This is a genomic window from Pseudomonas sp. 43NM1 (assembly GCF_002836905.1).
Taxonomy (GTDB): domain Bacteria; phylum Pseudomonadota; class Gammaproteobacteria; order Pseudomonadales; family Pseudomonadaceae; genus Aquipseudomonas; species Aquipseudomonas prosekii.
In genome coordinates this window covers 25,232-39,296 of record NZ_MKGS01000151.1, presented here as the reverse complement: position 1 = coordinate 39,296, position 14,065 = coordinate 25,232, and the positions used below count along the sequence as shown (strand labels likewise).

13 protein-coding genes are annotated in these 14,065 nt (G+C 51.8%); 4 read left to right on the top strand and 9 right to left on the bottom strand.

Features of this window, described 5'->3' with window-relative positions; translation table 11 throughout:
• Window positions 1-58 precede the first annotated feature (58 nt).
• The 8 genes from BI292_RS17160 to BI292_RS17120 form a co-directional block, all read right to left on the bottom strand.
• Entirely contained in the window at window positions 59-1,222 is a 1,164-nt protein-coding gene (locus BI292_RS17160) for a reverse transcriptase family protein (RefSeq protein ID WP_101208573.1), read from the bottom strand.
• Window positions 1,223-1,385: 163 nt separating this feature from the next.
• Window positions 1,386-2,645 (bottom strand): hypothetical protein, encoded by a 1,260-nt coding sequence (locus BI292_RS17155; protein WP_101208572.1) that lies wholly within the window; start codon window positions 2,643-2,645, stop codon window positions 1,386-1,388.
• Window positions 2,646-2,894: 249 nt separating this feature from the next.
• The gene (locus BI292_RS17150) at window positions 2,895-3,152 is read right to left on the bottom strand and encodes a hypothetical protein (protein ID WP_157831273.1); all 258 of its coding nucleotides are present in this window, start codon (window positions 3,150-3,152) and stop codon (window positions 2,895-2,897) included.
• A 1,023-nt stretch (window positions 3,153-4,175) separates the two neighbouring features.
• The gene (locus BI292_RS17145; RefSeq protein WP_101208570.1) at window positions 4,176-4,364 is read right to left on the bottom strand and encodes a type II toxin-antitoxin system Phd/YefM family antitoxin; all 189 of its coding nucleotides are present in this window, start codon (window positions 4,362-4,364) and stop codon (window positions 4,176-4,178) included.
• 46 nt (window positions 4,365-4,410) lie between these two features.
• Window positions 4,411-4,779, bottom strand: a complete 369-nt coding sequence (locus BI292_RS17140; protein WP_101208569.1) for a hypothetical protein — start codon at window positions 4,777-4,779, stop codon at window positions 4,411-4,413.
• 443 nt (window positions 4,780-5,222) lie between these two features.
• Complete coding sequence (locus BI292_RS17130) at window positions 5,223-5,627, bottom strand: hypothetical protein (RefSeq protein WP_101208568.1); 405 nt, start codon at window positions 5,625-5,627, stop codon at window positions 5,223-5,225.
• 67 nt (window positions 5,628-5,694) lie between these two features.
• Window positions 5,695-6,423, bottom strand: coding sequence for a metallophosphoesterase family protein (locus BI292_RS17125; protein WP_101208567.1), 729 nt, complete (start codon window positions 6,421-6,423; stop codon window positions 5,695-5,697).
• Window positions 6,424-6,440: 17 nt separating this feature from the next.
• Window positions 6,441-6,992 carry a hypothetical protein gene (locus BI292_RS17120; protein WP_157831272.1) on the bottom strand — a complete coding sequence of 184 codons (552 nt, stop codon included), beginning with the start codon at window positions 6,990-6,992 and terminating at the stop codon, window positions 6,441-6,443.
• 269 nt (window positions 6,993-7,261) lie between these two features.
• Here BI292_RS17120 and BI292_RS17115 point away from each other — a divergent pair, with 269 nt between their 5' ends.
• Complete coding sequence (locus tag BI292_RS17115) at window positions 7,262-7,726, top strand: helix-turn-helix domain-containing protein (protein WP_101208565.1); 465 nt, start codon at window positions 7,262-7,264, stop codon at window positions 7,724-7,726.
• A 402-nt stretch (window positions 7,727-8,128) separates the two neighbouring features.
• Here BI292_RS17115 and BI292_RS17110 read toward each other — a convergent pair whose 3' ends face one another.
• Window positions 8,129-10,558 carry an AAA family ATPase gene (locus tag BI292_RS17110; RefSeq protein ID WP_101208604.1) on the bottom strand — a complete coding sequence of 810 codons (2,430 nt, stop codon included), beginning with the start codon at window positions 10,556-10,558 and terminating at the stop codon, window positions 8,129-8,131.
• An 888-nt stretch (window positions 10,559-11,446) separates the two neighbouring features.
• Here BI292_RS17110 and BI292_RS17105 point away from each other — a divergent pair.
• The 3 genes from BI292_RS17105 (at window position 11,447) to BI292_RS17095 (ending at window position 14,051) form a co-directional block, all read left to right on the top strand.
• A complete protein-coding gene (locus BI292_RS17105) occupies window positions 11,447-12,190 on the top strand; it encodes a HipA family kinase (RefSeq protein WP_101208564.1) in 744 nt (247 codons plus the stop codon).
• Window positions 12,187-12,996, top strand: a complete 810-nt coding sequence (locus BI292_RS17100) for a DUF3037 domain-containing protein (RefSeq protein ID WP_101208563.1) — start codon at window positions 12,187-12,189, stop codon at window positions 12,994-12,996. Before BI292_RS17105 ends, BI292_RS17100 begins: the two co-directional genes overlap by 4 nt.
• 386 nt (window positions 12,997-13,382) lie before the next feature.
• Window positions 13,383-14,051: a hypothetical protein gene (locus BI292_RS17095; RefSeq protein WP_101208562.1), complete on the top strand. Its 669-nt coding sequence runs from the start codon at window positions 13,383-13,385 to the stop codon at window positions 14,049-14,051.
• Window positions 14,052-14,065 lie beyond the last annotated feature (14 nt).

Genomic DNA, 14,065 nt, shown 5'->3' with positions numbered 1-14,065 from the left:
CCGCCCTCTTCAGCGATGTGGAAGTGGTTGTCGCTGTGTGAGGGCGTGCCAGAGAAAGTCAGGGAAAGAGTATGTGGTCGAGTGATAAACGGTCGCAGATCTGCCTGAGCTTTGTGCCTCGCTCTGCCCCCCATTTAGGCTCGATGCTGATGCCATAGGCGATCTTACCGCTGAGGTGGTTGAGCAGGCCCTGGACGGAGTCGAATCTCTTTCGCTTGGCGTGAGCCTCCGCATCGATATCAAGGCGGGAGAGGAAGTAAAGGTGGTCGCTGACGTACTTCTTGTAGTCCTTGGTCAGCCTCGGTTCGGCCCCATCGACCAGCAGGCCCAACACAACCTTTCGAGCTCCGGGGGTGACCACCTTGGTTTTCGCTCGATTTATCCAGAAACCTTCGTCGCGTAGCAGCTTGTTGATCGTCTCGATGTGTTTCGATGCCAAGGCCCGATCAAAACTCTTCGTTGAGGAGAAAATCAGGTCGTCTGCGTAACGGGTATAAGTGAGCTCATTAAGAGAAGCGAACTCGTAGAGTTTTTCGTCGAGTGACTTCATGACGAGGTTTGCAATCTTCGGTGAGGTGGCTGCGCCTTGAGGAAGGTGGCCTACTGCTGAGCCTATATAGGGAAGGTTTTCGGTGAGTTCGCCTCGCCAAAGTCGGTTTTCCGGATTTCCTCTTGGACGGATACGGGTGCACAGCCTGGTGAGTTCAAAGGCCACCAAGGGTTGATAGCCCAGCGATCTGAATAGCTTGTAAACCCGAGGTTCAAGAATCGTCTCGAAGAAATTGGTGAGATCAAGCTTGATCAGCCAAATGCATTGGCAATGCAGACTCGCCGCCTCAAATACGCCGTTGCGTTTTTCGTACGCATAGCTTGAGTGATGGGGCTTGAGAGACGCGAGAATGTGCTTGTGAATCCATCGCTGTGTGCGGAGCATTTCAGGGCTTGGGGCACAGACGTACCTATAGCGATCAGGACTATGTCCGATATTGGCTTTCTGGAGCCTGAACACTGTGTAGGCTTCTGTCTGATATGTCCTGCTGATTGTCCTGTGCAGGAATGGGTAGGGGACGCTCGTCAGGTTGGCTAGGTGCTTGAGGGAAAAGATAGGCGGACATCCCTCATGCATCTGGGCGGCGATACTCACCGCGTTCTGAAGAACGTCCTCAGGAATGCCGGCGGCACGTCCTGCTTTTAGATAGTGCTGAGGGCTCCAGCGATTCATCTACCTTTAGATTCCGCTCTGGCGGATGAGAGCCTCGAAATAGCAAGACCTCGTTTGCGTGATTTTGAGGCTCTTAACCAACGGAAAGCGTGAGCTCGTTCCTACGGAAAGCAAAATATGCTCCCTTTAACGTCCTGCACAGCGTGCAGGGTACTAGATTCCGCTACTGCGGGGCCCTCAGCTGCTCCGGATGATACGGAGCGAAGGGGTTGGGGGCTACAAAAAATTTGGCTCCCTCGCGGCGCAGCATTCGCAAGTATCTTCGGCCTGACAATGTCAGTGCGCCTTGCGCCGTGATCCAGCCTCGTTTGACGGCTCTCTCGCTCGCAAGGACAAGTGTATCCAAGGATAAGGGGAGCAGACGACGTAGATCCGCTGCTTGTCTTTTCTTCTGGGAGAAGGCGAGAAGCACAATCACCGCAAGTTTGTGAGGATTGCCTGCGCGTCGAAAACTGGGGGCACCCTGGATCTCCGGAACACCCAAGGCGTCGAGAGCTTTGAGAATGAGCGGAGCCTGGTCGATCTCGGTGGAGCGCCAGTAAAGTTCGGTTACCCGTTTGGGGAACAGCGGTGCCCAGCGTTTGGCGCCTCGGTTCTTCTCAGACACGAATATCGCTGGCATGTTGTTCGGTGCGCCATGCTCGAATGCCAGGAGTGCTGCGGTGTTCTCGTGGCCGAGCGGTTTTTCACTGTGCGCGCCATAGACTTGGCAAAGAGCGAGCATCTCGTTCTTGTCGTGACCGAAGCTATTGTAGATGGTCGGACAGTCCGTCACCACATGAACCTCTGGTGCGAATCGGTGCTTGCGAACGTTCGCGATGCCTTGCTCTGTGCCACTGTAAGCTAAAACCCAGAATTTGATGAACTTGCCCGAGTACCAACTCCGGATAGAGCTCACCACCCACATGGCATCCAAGATCTTTCTCGCTCGATCACCGCTGCCAATGAAGTCAGTGAGCACTACGAAATTTCTTACCTTCGAGGTTCTGACATTGTCTGCTGTGGGTTGCAGGAGAAAGCGAGTGGAGTTTTGTCGACAAAGAGTATTGGCTATCCATGCAGTCAATGCCTCGCTGCCGATGTCTTGCGTCTTGTACTTGATGGACTTGATTGCCTGGATTGCTGCCCCGTAAGCCCTCAGGTGCTTTTTATTTGAGCGCTTGCTGTAGATTTTTTTCTGGTAGTACAGCGGTGGGGGAAGCTTGGCTTTCGTGGGTTGTAGCTCACGCTCAATGAATAGCGCGGACGGTTGCTTAAACGGCAGGACGCGACGGGTGAGTTTAACCAGGCTGTCCTTGAACTCATGCAGAGGACAGTAGCTCACCGACCTCAACAGCTTCTCAGCGAGCACTCGGTCGTTCGGTTCTTGATCGAACTGTGAGAGCCACAGCTTGGCCTTTTCTGTCTGGTCAACCTGTTGCATGGTTCTCCTCGAACATCCTCCGTATCTGCGCCGGGATTGATTGGGTTTGCCAACCATAGCTCTTTTTCCGTTCCCAGTCCTTCTTACATGTGTAGGCATGCGCTTTTATCGCCCCGGGCTATCAGGACGAAATGCTCAAGAAGCTTGATGGTCAGACGCCGGATAATGGGGTCGCCGCGATATGCCAGCAACAGTTGGGCAATCGCCCTTCGCGTAAGAGCTTATGGGATTTACGGCCTCAAACGGTTGCTAAAGGCCCCGCAGGATTTCCTCGGCGAACCATCGCGGCAACCTTGGTTCGACCCTGTCGGCAAAATCTTGTGAATTCGCCACAACACCAAGATGTCTCAATCTGTCCAGCTCATCACTGGCGACTTGGGGAGGAAGCCCGATAAAAGACTTGAATTCATCTTCCGGAAGCCAGCCTTGTACCAGTAAGGCTAGCACTGCCTGTGGCGTCTTAGCCCTTACCCCCGCATTCAAAAGTTGCGGGTTGGTTTTGAACATTTCCAGTACTCGTTCCCGGAGGTTTTGGCGGAAGAATGCTGTGCCGATGTAATCGACCTCTTCGTGGCATACACCAAGCATGAAGTCGACGAAGCCGAGCGTGCCTTCGCGTGTGAACTAGCGAGCACCAAGAAACGCACCCTCCCTATGTGATCATCCATATCGATGAAACGTTGATACTCCTCGTATTTCCGAGCCAGGCCTCTCGAAAGCGACCAAAGGTGCGGATGCAGCCTGAGCTGAGCGAATTGTTGCTGGGTGACCATCCTTGCGATGGCAGTACTCCCTTTACCGTGCGGGCGTCTATGGAGAATATGGTAGTGGTGTTCTAAGACTGCCAAGATGCGACGACCGAGCTCTGCACCTTCCCCGAGAGTGCACTGCTGAATCTCTCGCAAAACCGCACGCGCAAAGAATTCTTGGTCGACTTGGTATCCATCAACCACTCGTGACTAATGGGCGCTGGTGATCTGAAGTAGCTCACTGAGGCACGCGGCGGTCTGTGGCGCGATCAAGCCGGAGAGGTCTGCTGCCTTCAACACAAGCCAGCGGGCGCTATCCAGAGTCGAAGTCGGAGTACGCCAGCCTAAAGCCGACCTACACCAGAGATCATAATTCATCAAAACGATCGGTACCCGCTGATGCCCGAACTCTTGAAAATTATGGCTCAGCCATAATTATTGCTGAGCCATAATTTCAAATAATTTAGTCACGGCTCTCGAACTGCGCACAAAAACTGAGCGACTACCTGGGGTGTCGTCACCATCCCGAACCGCTTCCAATCCTCCGCATCGCGTGTTCTGGGCTGTAGCCAGGTGCAAGACCTTGGAGCAAAGGATCACTGTTCTTAAACGCGGCTGCAGTCGCCTTTTCGCGTAAGCGCCTACCTGATTCTGTGCATCGCAGGAAGGCGGCGTGAGTTTCTGCAAAAACTGCTGAACGAATACGGTTACTGACCCAAAAAGCACGTGTGTCTTAAGCTCGTTTCTAAGCTTGTTGGAAGGCGCTCACAGCGTTTGACGCTTAAGGTTCAGACGGGGCGCGAGAACTGATTTTGTCCTGAATGGATTTCCACTCCTCCAGGGTTATCAGCACCGCGCCGTGTCGCTCACCGTGGATAAAAACTGGCTGGCGAGTCGTGATCACCTGCTCAAGCAGGTCATCGAAATTTGTCATCGCATGACTAACAGTCCAGCATTCCTTATCTGCCATGTGGCTGCCCTCTCCATGTCAATCAAATGCACCGTCACGGTATCGTCTACCTGACGCAAGCCTTCAGACATCCAAAAGCATCCAATTTCTTGAACGTCGATCTGCCCAACCGACGCTTGAAACTCGTCACGACATACAAGCTGTTCAGTGTCGTCAGAACCCAGAACCGCCCCTCTTTATGCACAGATAGAATGTGGGACGTTCGAATCATGTGCCCGTCCTGGAACTGCTCGTATGGCCCTTTCCTGGAGTGATCAAAGATGATGCCGATGCAGGTATTGCCTACGAACACAGCGTCGCTGAGATATCCGGTGATCGGCGAGTCGTAGAGGTACTGTTGGGCGCAAATGATTCTTTTCAGTTGGAGCTCATTCAGGCGGCGGCCTTGCTTTTCTGTGTCAGTCGTATCGAGCATGATTGAGCTCCATCGAATTCAGAGGTCAGTACAGCTGGGGGGATTAGAGGCGTTCGCCGGAGCGGAGCAGCGCAAGGAAACTTTGCCGGCCAACATCTCGCATGAAGCTGCAGACGACGTAATTGCCCTCTCGCGTTTCAAGCAACCAAAATCTCCCCTCCTTCCAAGACCTCTGGATTTTCCCTGTTCGAACTATCGCGCCATCGGCAGGCCGATACGCGTCGTCTCGCTCAATGTGGTCGAACGAGACACCAATGCATGTGTCCTCTGCTATCACTGCATCACTGATGAACGCAGTTATTGGCACCGTGTATTTTCGAAGACTCGCCCTCACTAAGCGCTTCATTTGGAAGTCGCTCAGTTCTTTGCTGTGAAACTCCAGTTCAATTACTTCAGACATCGACATCAGCCCTTATCGACCATTTCTCAGCGGTGATCACTTCTCAGCCTACTTTCATCGAAAACGCGGCAGCCAGGCTTGCTGGTTTTCTTTGACCAGCGCCCTGGAGGAGGTAAACGGTACTGTTGGTTTCAAACATGCAGTCTTCAGTGAAAGACACACCGAAATTGCTGCGCACCCACATTTGTGGCTGGAATCGGCCTTTGCTGTCCAGGACTATGTCGTGAGCGAATAGCGTCATGGGAAGTAGCCCGAGCCCAGTGAGCTTTTCTTTCTCATCTGGGTTAACCGTAAGGTCGATCAAATTCCATTGCCGTACTACGCAAAATGCTTTTCCAGGGAAGGCTTTTGCGGCCAATGCAATCAGCTCATCTTGGGTACCCTCCCAGCCAGGCATCTCTTCCCCCGCCCCGTAAAGCAGGCGCGTGACTTCTTCTAACGTGACCATATAAATCTCTCGAATTCGCTCGCAGCGAAACTCCGCTTGCTGAGGCTCACTGCTGAATGGTTGCTCATCAAATCTCGATCAGTAAATCTGGATCGAAACCCGTCTGTTGGTTCGGATAGCCGCGTGGGTTGGAAACTACTCGGCACCCTTCCTTGAAGAAATCCGCTGCAACGTGGGTATGCCCATAAACCCAAAGATCGGCCTTACCCAACAGCTCTGACCAATCGTTCGCATAGGCTGCAATCAGGTGTCCGGAATGATCGTCACCCACATGATCCATGGCTGGCGCGTGGTGCGTGACTACAACAGTTTTGCCGTCAAAGGGCTTATCCAGCTCTTGAGTTAGCCATGCGTAGGCTGACTTTGATTTAGCGATGAGGTCATCTGGGCGGATGCGCCGGTAACTTGCATCTTTTCTGATGACGGTGAAGTCATTCATCCATTCCCAAGCGACGCGTTTCGCCGCAGCGACATCTCCGGTCGACGAGTAATCAGTCCACCCTGTAGTGACCAGGAAACGTGTTTGATTCAGGATCAGCACTTCGTTCTCGAGGACGTGGACATGCGGTGATGCTGCTTCCTTCATCTTGCGCAACGTGTTCTCCAGGTGACCACCGTAAAACTCGTGATTTCCGCACACGTAGATCACAGGACGCTGGAATGTTTCATTCGCCCATTTCACTCCGCGCGATTTGAGATCGATGTCGCCGGCGAGGATGATCACGTCAGCATCGCTAGGAGCGGGATCGAATTGAGCAAATTCACGGTGCAGGTCTGAGTAGATTCTGAGTTTCATCGTGGTCACCGTACTGTTCAGTGCTCTGCGCATTCCTGAACTGGTGAATGAGCGCTCGTCGTTTCTTCGTAGATCGTTCGAGTGTCCCTGAGCAACCTGGCATCAGTCACACCATTGGGAGAGCTGCTGTAAATTGCTCCGCTCGCAACCGTATGAAGCAAAACGCACTCACCGCTTTGGTCGTATCCGATGACCAAGCTAACAAGCTTTTCCATCCGCTCTGAAGTACTGCCGTTGACCGATGGTGCAGTCACGACCTGAACATCCTCAACCAAGAATGTCGGGCTATGCAGCGCCAGTAATTCAGACAGTAAGGTGGCGTCTGTTGGCATCAACTTTTTGGTGCGATGCTTGGCACCTTCGATTATCTGAATGGTGACGTAATACCAAGGGTGCATTGATTCAACCTCCATCATTCGCCATGCGGTTCGCCCTGGCCCAGGGAAACCGGGTCGTCCTTCCCTATAAGATTCGTGTGAAATAAACATGCCGCGAATTTCCTTCCCGTATGGGTCAGTGATTGACCTCCAGTCGAACCGCTGACGATTTTTCTCATCCTGGTCTTCCATCGATCCATCGAGGCGTCGAGGCGTCGAGGCGTCGAGGCGTCTCCGATGCTTGGATCCACCTTGTTGGTTGCCGGCATCTCTTGAGATCCGATCAAAAAGCGTCTGACAATACATGTGATATGTTCAGTGCCGATGCAGCCCACGCTTGACGTAAGTGATTGCCGCCGCCAACGATATCCGGCTTCGGAAGAAATCGCCCGGACGAACACTATATAGCGTCGATTCGGGCAAGGCAACGTGGCTACATCCTCGTCTTTCGAGGAACTCCTATGTCACTGAGCCAAGGCTTAGCAGCCGCTCTACGAGCTATCAGAGCCACCAAAGACCTCGCTCAGAGCGATCTAGCATCTGCAGCAGGCCGTACATTTTTGTCTAGGATCGAGCGGGCCAAGTCGGATGTGACACTTAGTAAGCTTGATGAGATCGCCTTAGCGGCTGGGCTTGACACTGTGACTTTGATGGTACTTCGCGCAGTGGCTAATAACGGCAAAACGCCAGAGCAAATATTGGAATGTGTGGAGGAAGAGCTGGCGGAATTTAAAAGCCAGGGCGGCTTGGAAAAGCTAACTAGCCAGGTAGAGGACGGTGCACTAGCGTCTCGAGCAAACAGCCGATTGGAAAAGCAGCTGGCAGTTCAAGAGTGCAGGAGGATCGGGATGACCCAGCGTGAGACGGCGGAAAAGCTACAGCTTCCCAAATCCACAGTGGCTGATTTGTGGAATGTTAAAAACTAAAAGTAGGTAGCTTAGGTAACCAGCGGATAACCATGGGCATAACCTGCGCCTCTGCTCCCTCTGATGCTGCGTCTGGCCTTCCCCTGTTTCGCTATGCACAGCAGCTATCCATTTCTACATCAAAACTTCAAGACAGCTATATCCTGGCCTCTTGCCCGAAATTGAGCAGAAGCAGTTGAACACTTGGGTCAGTTTTCAGTCGGCAGAACAGCCTGATAGAAGAACTTCGCGACTTGATCAGCCAGCTCGAACGGATACAGGGGCAAGAACCGCAGACTGGTAGTTAAACTACCGAAATCAACCCTGAAATTCACACATCAATGTTGTGGTAGATAAATAGTACCTACCGCAACAGAAAATCTTGTTTGCGTGCGCCATATCTCCTCTGAGCAATGAGGCATCCTAGAAGGGAATATCGGGATCTAATTCAGAAAGATCACCCCCAGCCAAGGGGACTGACGAAGCCGGTACCGACGCCTCAGCCAAAGTGTTCACCTCAACAGGATCTAGGCCAGGAACGAGTATGGGGTGCTCTGGAGTTCCAACCAAGCTGCCTATGAGGTCTTCGTCCTCACCACCAACAGCCTGCAGTTCGTCCTCGGGCATATCTGGATCAAGATCAACATAATCCTCGCCCATCATCATCTTGTAGTGGGCCTCATGCTCAGCGGCTTTGAAAATTTTGAAAAAAATTCTCATGTAGCTTGCTGCCATGCCGTCACCGATGGCCACGAAAAGCTCATCAGGTGCGTAGTGCGAACCATCATTGACCCAGCTGATTAGAGACTGGCACTGCACCTTTTCGAGCCCTTCAAATTTCCCGACCAAGTGGTATGTGTCTACACCTCCAAGAATTTTGAAATAGTTCTCCAAAATCCTTCGCATGGTGTTTTGCACCGTAAGCGCCGGAATCGGAGTTTTCTTCAGCTCAGCCCAAAGCAACTGATAAGAAGTCCGAATGGGATTTGATTCATGAAACTCAACGGTAGAGTAATCGCCAGGCTTCCGGACGATCCAAAAGGTCTCATCCCCAAGGGACGAGTCAGCCTTTCTCCGTTGGTCGTAAGTAATTTCCTTATGGAAATGAACGTTATGAGTCAGGACAAAAATCTGTTTGAGATGAGTATCCTTTTTCCTTATTTCCGCAAATAGCTCTTTGATCAAGCTACTCACGATGAATAGCACGTCACTATCGAGACTCGAAACAGGATCATCGATAACAACTATGCGATCACTGGTGATCCCAGAGGTCGTGATGCTGCCCCTGAGCAGGTGGTAGAAATACAAGAAAGTGACAAAAGTCTTCTCACCCTCACTCAGGGTCAGCTTGGCATCCTTACCATCGCTGCGGATTAGCCTGTAAGAATTACCAACACAGGCCGGATCAAGCGAGAAGCTTCGAAACCCAAAATTCTTCAGTATCTTATTTATAGCAATGACAGTCGGCTTAACGCTCGTCAATTCTGTTTCAATCTGATCGATTTCGACCTGAGCAACCGCAATGCTTTGATCCGCTTTGCCTCGGCTTGTAGCGATGCCATCGATGGCTTTCACCAACTTAGACTTATCAGCCGAGTAGTCGGCCAGCGCAGCCTTCAACTCGGCATCAATAATATACTTCCAAACTTCACCCGTGAGCTTGTTCTGCTCAGCAGTGAAGCCCGTTACGAGACGATTGTGCTCGGTAACTTTCAAATTAGCGGCGTCGATGATACCCGCAATGCCCTGCTGAACATTTCCCAACCCCTCGAACTCAACCTCTGCACTCGGGCTAGAAACCTTTTTATCAACTCGATCCTTATTCACGAGAACTACTGCCTCAAGCGCTTGCAACTCAAGAGCAATCTTGTCTTTCTCCAGATGAACACACTCAAAAGCCAGTAGGTCACGCGCTTGAACCAACAATTCATCTGCAATTTGGAAGTAAGTGGCGCGCAGAGTAGAGACAGCTCTAGAATCCGCTTCGAACGTTTCATCGAAGTAGTCAGCGAGACTTTTCTCAAAATCATGAGGAATGCTTTGTTGACAAAAAGGGCACTGATCGTTTGTATGATTAAGAAACTTTATACCTTGCCGCACCCAATCACTGTTTCCAAGTCGCTGGATGATCTCGGAGATGCTGACATCATCTTTGCCAATAACCTTCTTGGCCAAGATTGGGCTTGATTCGAAAGCTATTAGGCGCGACAAATCTAGACTCGGAACCGATGACATTCTAGAGGGTTGGTCACCATACAATACCAGAGCCCGCTCCTGAAGATCAGCGAGGTCTACCAAGGATGAAGTATTGGTAGAATGTTCCTGTAGAGTTCTGGCTTTGAAAGCCTCCTTATTATTCCTCAAGCCAGTGAACGCACCCTTGAAGCTCTCATCGTGCTTAGTTTTTTGCTCCCAGCAACGGGCGACCAACTTTGCTTCTAAAGAAACGAGCTCTGCATTTTTTCCAGACTTACCATCCTCACCGTCGAGCATGACGGTTGAATTCGCCTTTAACTTCTCGTGGCGCTTCTTTTCAGCTTGGAGATCCTGGAGTCGATCTAACTGGGCTTTCTCGGCTTTGCCCAGCGTGAATACGCCCTGAAGTTCCTTGGAGTCTGCGAAGTTGGAGGTAATGAAGTCGTTGTTGTACACCATCGCTGGTATTGGGTTATTTCTAAGCCAGGCGATGCTGGAAGTTGCTGAGATACTAGGCTTTTCAATGAGACGACTGATTGTAGTTTTACCCGCACCATTGGCCCCGTAAAAGAAATTTATTGGCTTTAGATTGACGATATTTTCGGGCTTGGCCGGGCTGTATGTTGCGATGTCTGAGAGGCTAATCGTCTCGATCATGACGGGGCATCCGTGCAGGCAGAGGCGCCTGACTGGCCGCTGCTCAATGAGTTTTTGGAGGGACAAGGCGATGGTGGTGTCGACCTGACCTACGATCAATCGCGTGATGGCGATTGGCCTCATCAGCATAGACGGTTTGGCAATTTACGCAAAAAAGGGTGGTGTGAATCCTTCAAACATGCAGTGCTCTCAGGCAGATTGTTCAAACGCTAAGGTCAGCGCGAGCAAGCGGTTCAGTGCAGAGTGGACATCATAGGCTTACTGGGACGGTCGGAAGGTAATCGAAAATGCTGATGCTGACAGACGCGTCAATGAACGACCTTGATGCTTGCATGAATGGTCGAGGAAATCCTGAACGCACCAAGTGCCTTTGATTGCGCCCGGAAAAATGGGGGTGACAGTTGGAAATTGCAGCGAACTACAACTGCGCAGCGAGAGATGCTGGTCAGACTTGTCGTCCAGCCTCTGTAGCCCAGCAGCGCAGCAGCCCAGCAGCCCAGCATCAGCGTTGCCAGCCCATAGGCTAACCCTAGGCAATTTTTGAGGCTATCAACTGCCATACAAATACAACACCAGAGTGGCATTTGAAAAAACAACAAACCCTCTGTAAAATCCTAATTAAGTCCCCGCTTTTATAGGATTGAACGGGCTTTCCATACCGGACGGACAGTACCACCACAGTTCATTTGGATACCACATAAGGGTTCAAGTCCGTGTGGGCCCACCAAACAAAAAAGCCGCGTGATTACGCGGCTTTTTCGTATTCGATGTCTTGGTTTCTTTGATCGCGTGTCTCAGTATCAAAAGACTTGCAAAAGCTCCTCAGGCCATGGCGCGATACGACGCTGACAAGTATCGTTCGGACAGCTGATTTATAAGGAAACCGGCATGGCCGCGAGGCAATACATAGAAGCTGTGGAAATTATCCGGCGATTGGAAGGTGGGATGACCCGTCCTTTCCTGTGCCGAGCCAGTAATGACAAGCACTATGTGGCGAAGGGATTGGAACTGCCCCCTAAGGAGCGCATTGCCGAGCTACTGTGTGCTCGCCTCGCAGCACAATTTGGACTGCCTATTCCAGAGCATGGTTACATCCACGTTGACCCGGCGCTATTGCTCTATAACGCGGAGGCACGGATCGACCTCGGACCTGGGGACAGTTACGCGCTCGCCTACGTCGCAGACGCTGCGGACCTTTTGTACTCACAAATGTGGCTAGTCCCGAGCGACCTGCAGAAAGCGCTTTTTATCTTCGATTACTGGGTAGGTAACGGTGATCGGCAATTAGGTCCCCTAGGTGGCCGCCCGAACCTGCTGATGTGTGGAATAGACAATCAGCTGCAGCTGATTGACCATAATCAGGCGTTTCAATGGCCGTTGGATGGTCAAGACTTCGTTGCGAGCCATGTCTTCGGTCCCAGCAATCGGGAATGGAGACTTGATTTGGTCGACCAAGTTGAATACAGCAAACGGATGCACGACACTACTTCGCGATTCCGTGATCTATGCTTGGACATACCTGATGATTGGCATGAAAGCATAGGCAAAACGGGCCTCGACATTCTGCTCGATGAAATCGAAAGCAACTTGATGCTTTGCCACTCGGACGACTTCTGGAGCGTCCTGCAATGAAATACACCTGCCTTTACAGCATCGTGCGCTTCGCGCCGTTTGCCGAAACCGAAGAATTCGCCAATGTTGGCATTGTTCTTTCGGCCCCGGCTATCGGGCGCATGGAGTACAGACTTGCCCGTAAAAATCTGAAGCGGGTCAATCATTTCTTCGAGTGCAATACCCTTTTCGCCAAGGCGATGGAGATAGCTCAGAACGAATTAGATAGCGTCCGCCTCATGACCGCAGAAGCTCAAGAGCTGCAGATCGTTAATCATTTTCGCTTCTTGACGGAACCGAAGGAGTCAATGATTCGCTTCAGCCCCATGCGCTCGATCCTGGTGGATAATTTCGACAAAACTCTTGCCACACTCTTTAGTCGCTACATTGAGCGCCAAAGCATAGAGCGTGATCGCTGCGAAGAAGTAATGGTTCGGGATATTCGCACCATGTTTTTGGAAGCATCCATTCGCAGCTTTCGCGACGAAACACTCATTGGTGACCTGACAAAACTGCATCTGCCTCTGGTTCACCGGGCTGACACAGTGGCCGCCATCAAACCCTTGGCGTTTGATCAGTCAGAGCCGAGTGCGATACTCGACCACTGCGACCAGTGGCTAATGAAATTCGTACGCGCTGAACAGGAAGGTATCATTCGGTTAACGAACGTACTTATACCTGTGTCTGCCCCAGCGGAAAACGAATCTGCACGACATCGCAAAGCAGTGCAAATTGCCAAGGCTAGCATTCAAGAGCGTGGTCTTCAGTTAGTGGATTACCAGGCTACCGAAGCAATTTCCTCCTTCGCGCAGAGGTACGCTCAGTAATTCTGCTCTAGTCCGGCAATCGGATCTTATGGTTTTCGATCCATAAAAAGCCGCGTAATCACGCGGCTTTTTTGTGTCTGATCCTCGCCCTCCACGCACTTAAACCAACCATTAACCGTTTCGTTACATCAACGTCTCGGCAAGCAAAAGCCGATGCACATCCGATGAGCCGAAAAAGGGATTTTGAAGGGTTGATGTCACTCGCCGCTCGATCATGGGGTTTGCGAAGGTGATCAGCGGCTGAACAGCGCAATCCAAATCTTAAATGGCGCACGTGTCGATTGAACAGTCACTGAGGGCTGGCCATTTACCATCAATTTTGGTTATGGTCGCGCTTCGTCGTCGAAGGAACTGTTCGACTCAATCGTGACAAAAGGGATTTGCAGATGAAAACCGCCATCCTCACAGGCCTGCTCACCGCGCTGGTTACTGCAGGAATCCCTGCAATGGCTCAGGCCAAGGCGAGCGTCGCCGAGGTGTTCGACGGAAAAATGCTCGGCACCAACTTGCGCTATTTCGAATCGATCGCCGGCATCGCGCGCGAAAGCACAGGTGATCAACATTCCTATCAGGTCGATGGCTGCGAAATCACTGCGACCGCAGGTGGCGGCACGATCAGCGCCCTGCGCATGGAGCTTTCACCCAAGTGCCAGGCTGACTTAAAGTCGTTCGTGGGTGACTCGTTTGCGCCTGCCGCCAACAAGCCGCTGACTTTCGGCAGCTTTCAACAAGCGGCGGGCGATATCAGTTTCTACGCTGACTGTTTGGCCATGTGCGGTAACGCCGCGGATCCGTCTGTTTACGCCTTGTGGGACGGACCGCGCGCGGTGAACTCCCGTCAGGTGTTGTTGGAAGTTGTGTTAGTCAGTGATCCGGCACTGGAGGCTTCCAGCGAATGGCGGGCGAGCATCGCCAAAGCCAAGGGTGAAGACTTTGTGACGGATAACCGCTTCAACTGCGAACGAACTTTTGATGCGCCTGCGCAGAAAAGCTTCCAAGCGGTGCAGGTGACAGCCGTCACTATCGGCTCGGAATTACCCGTGCCTGGCTGCTGATTCAGCGTTCGATC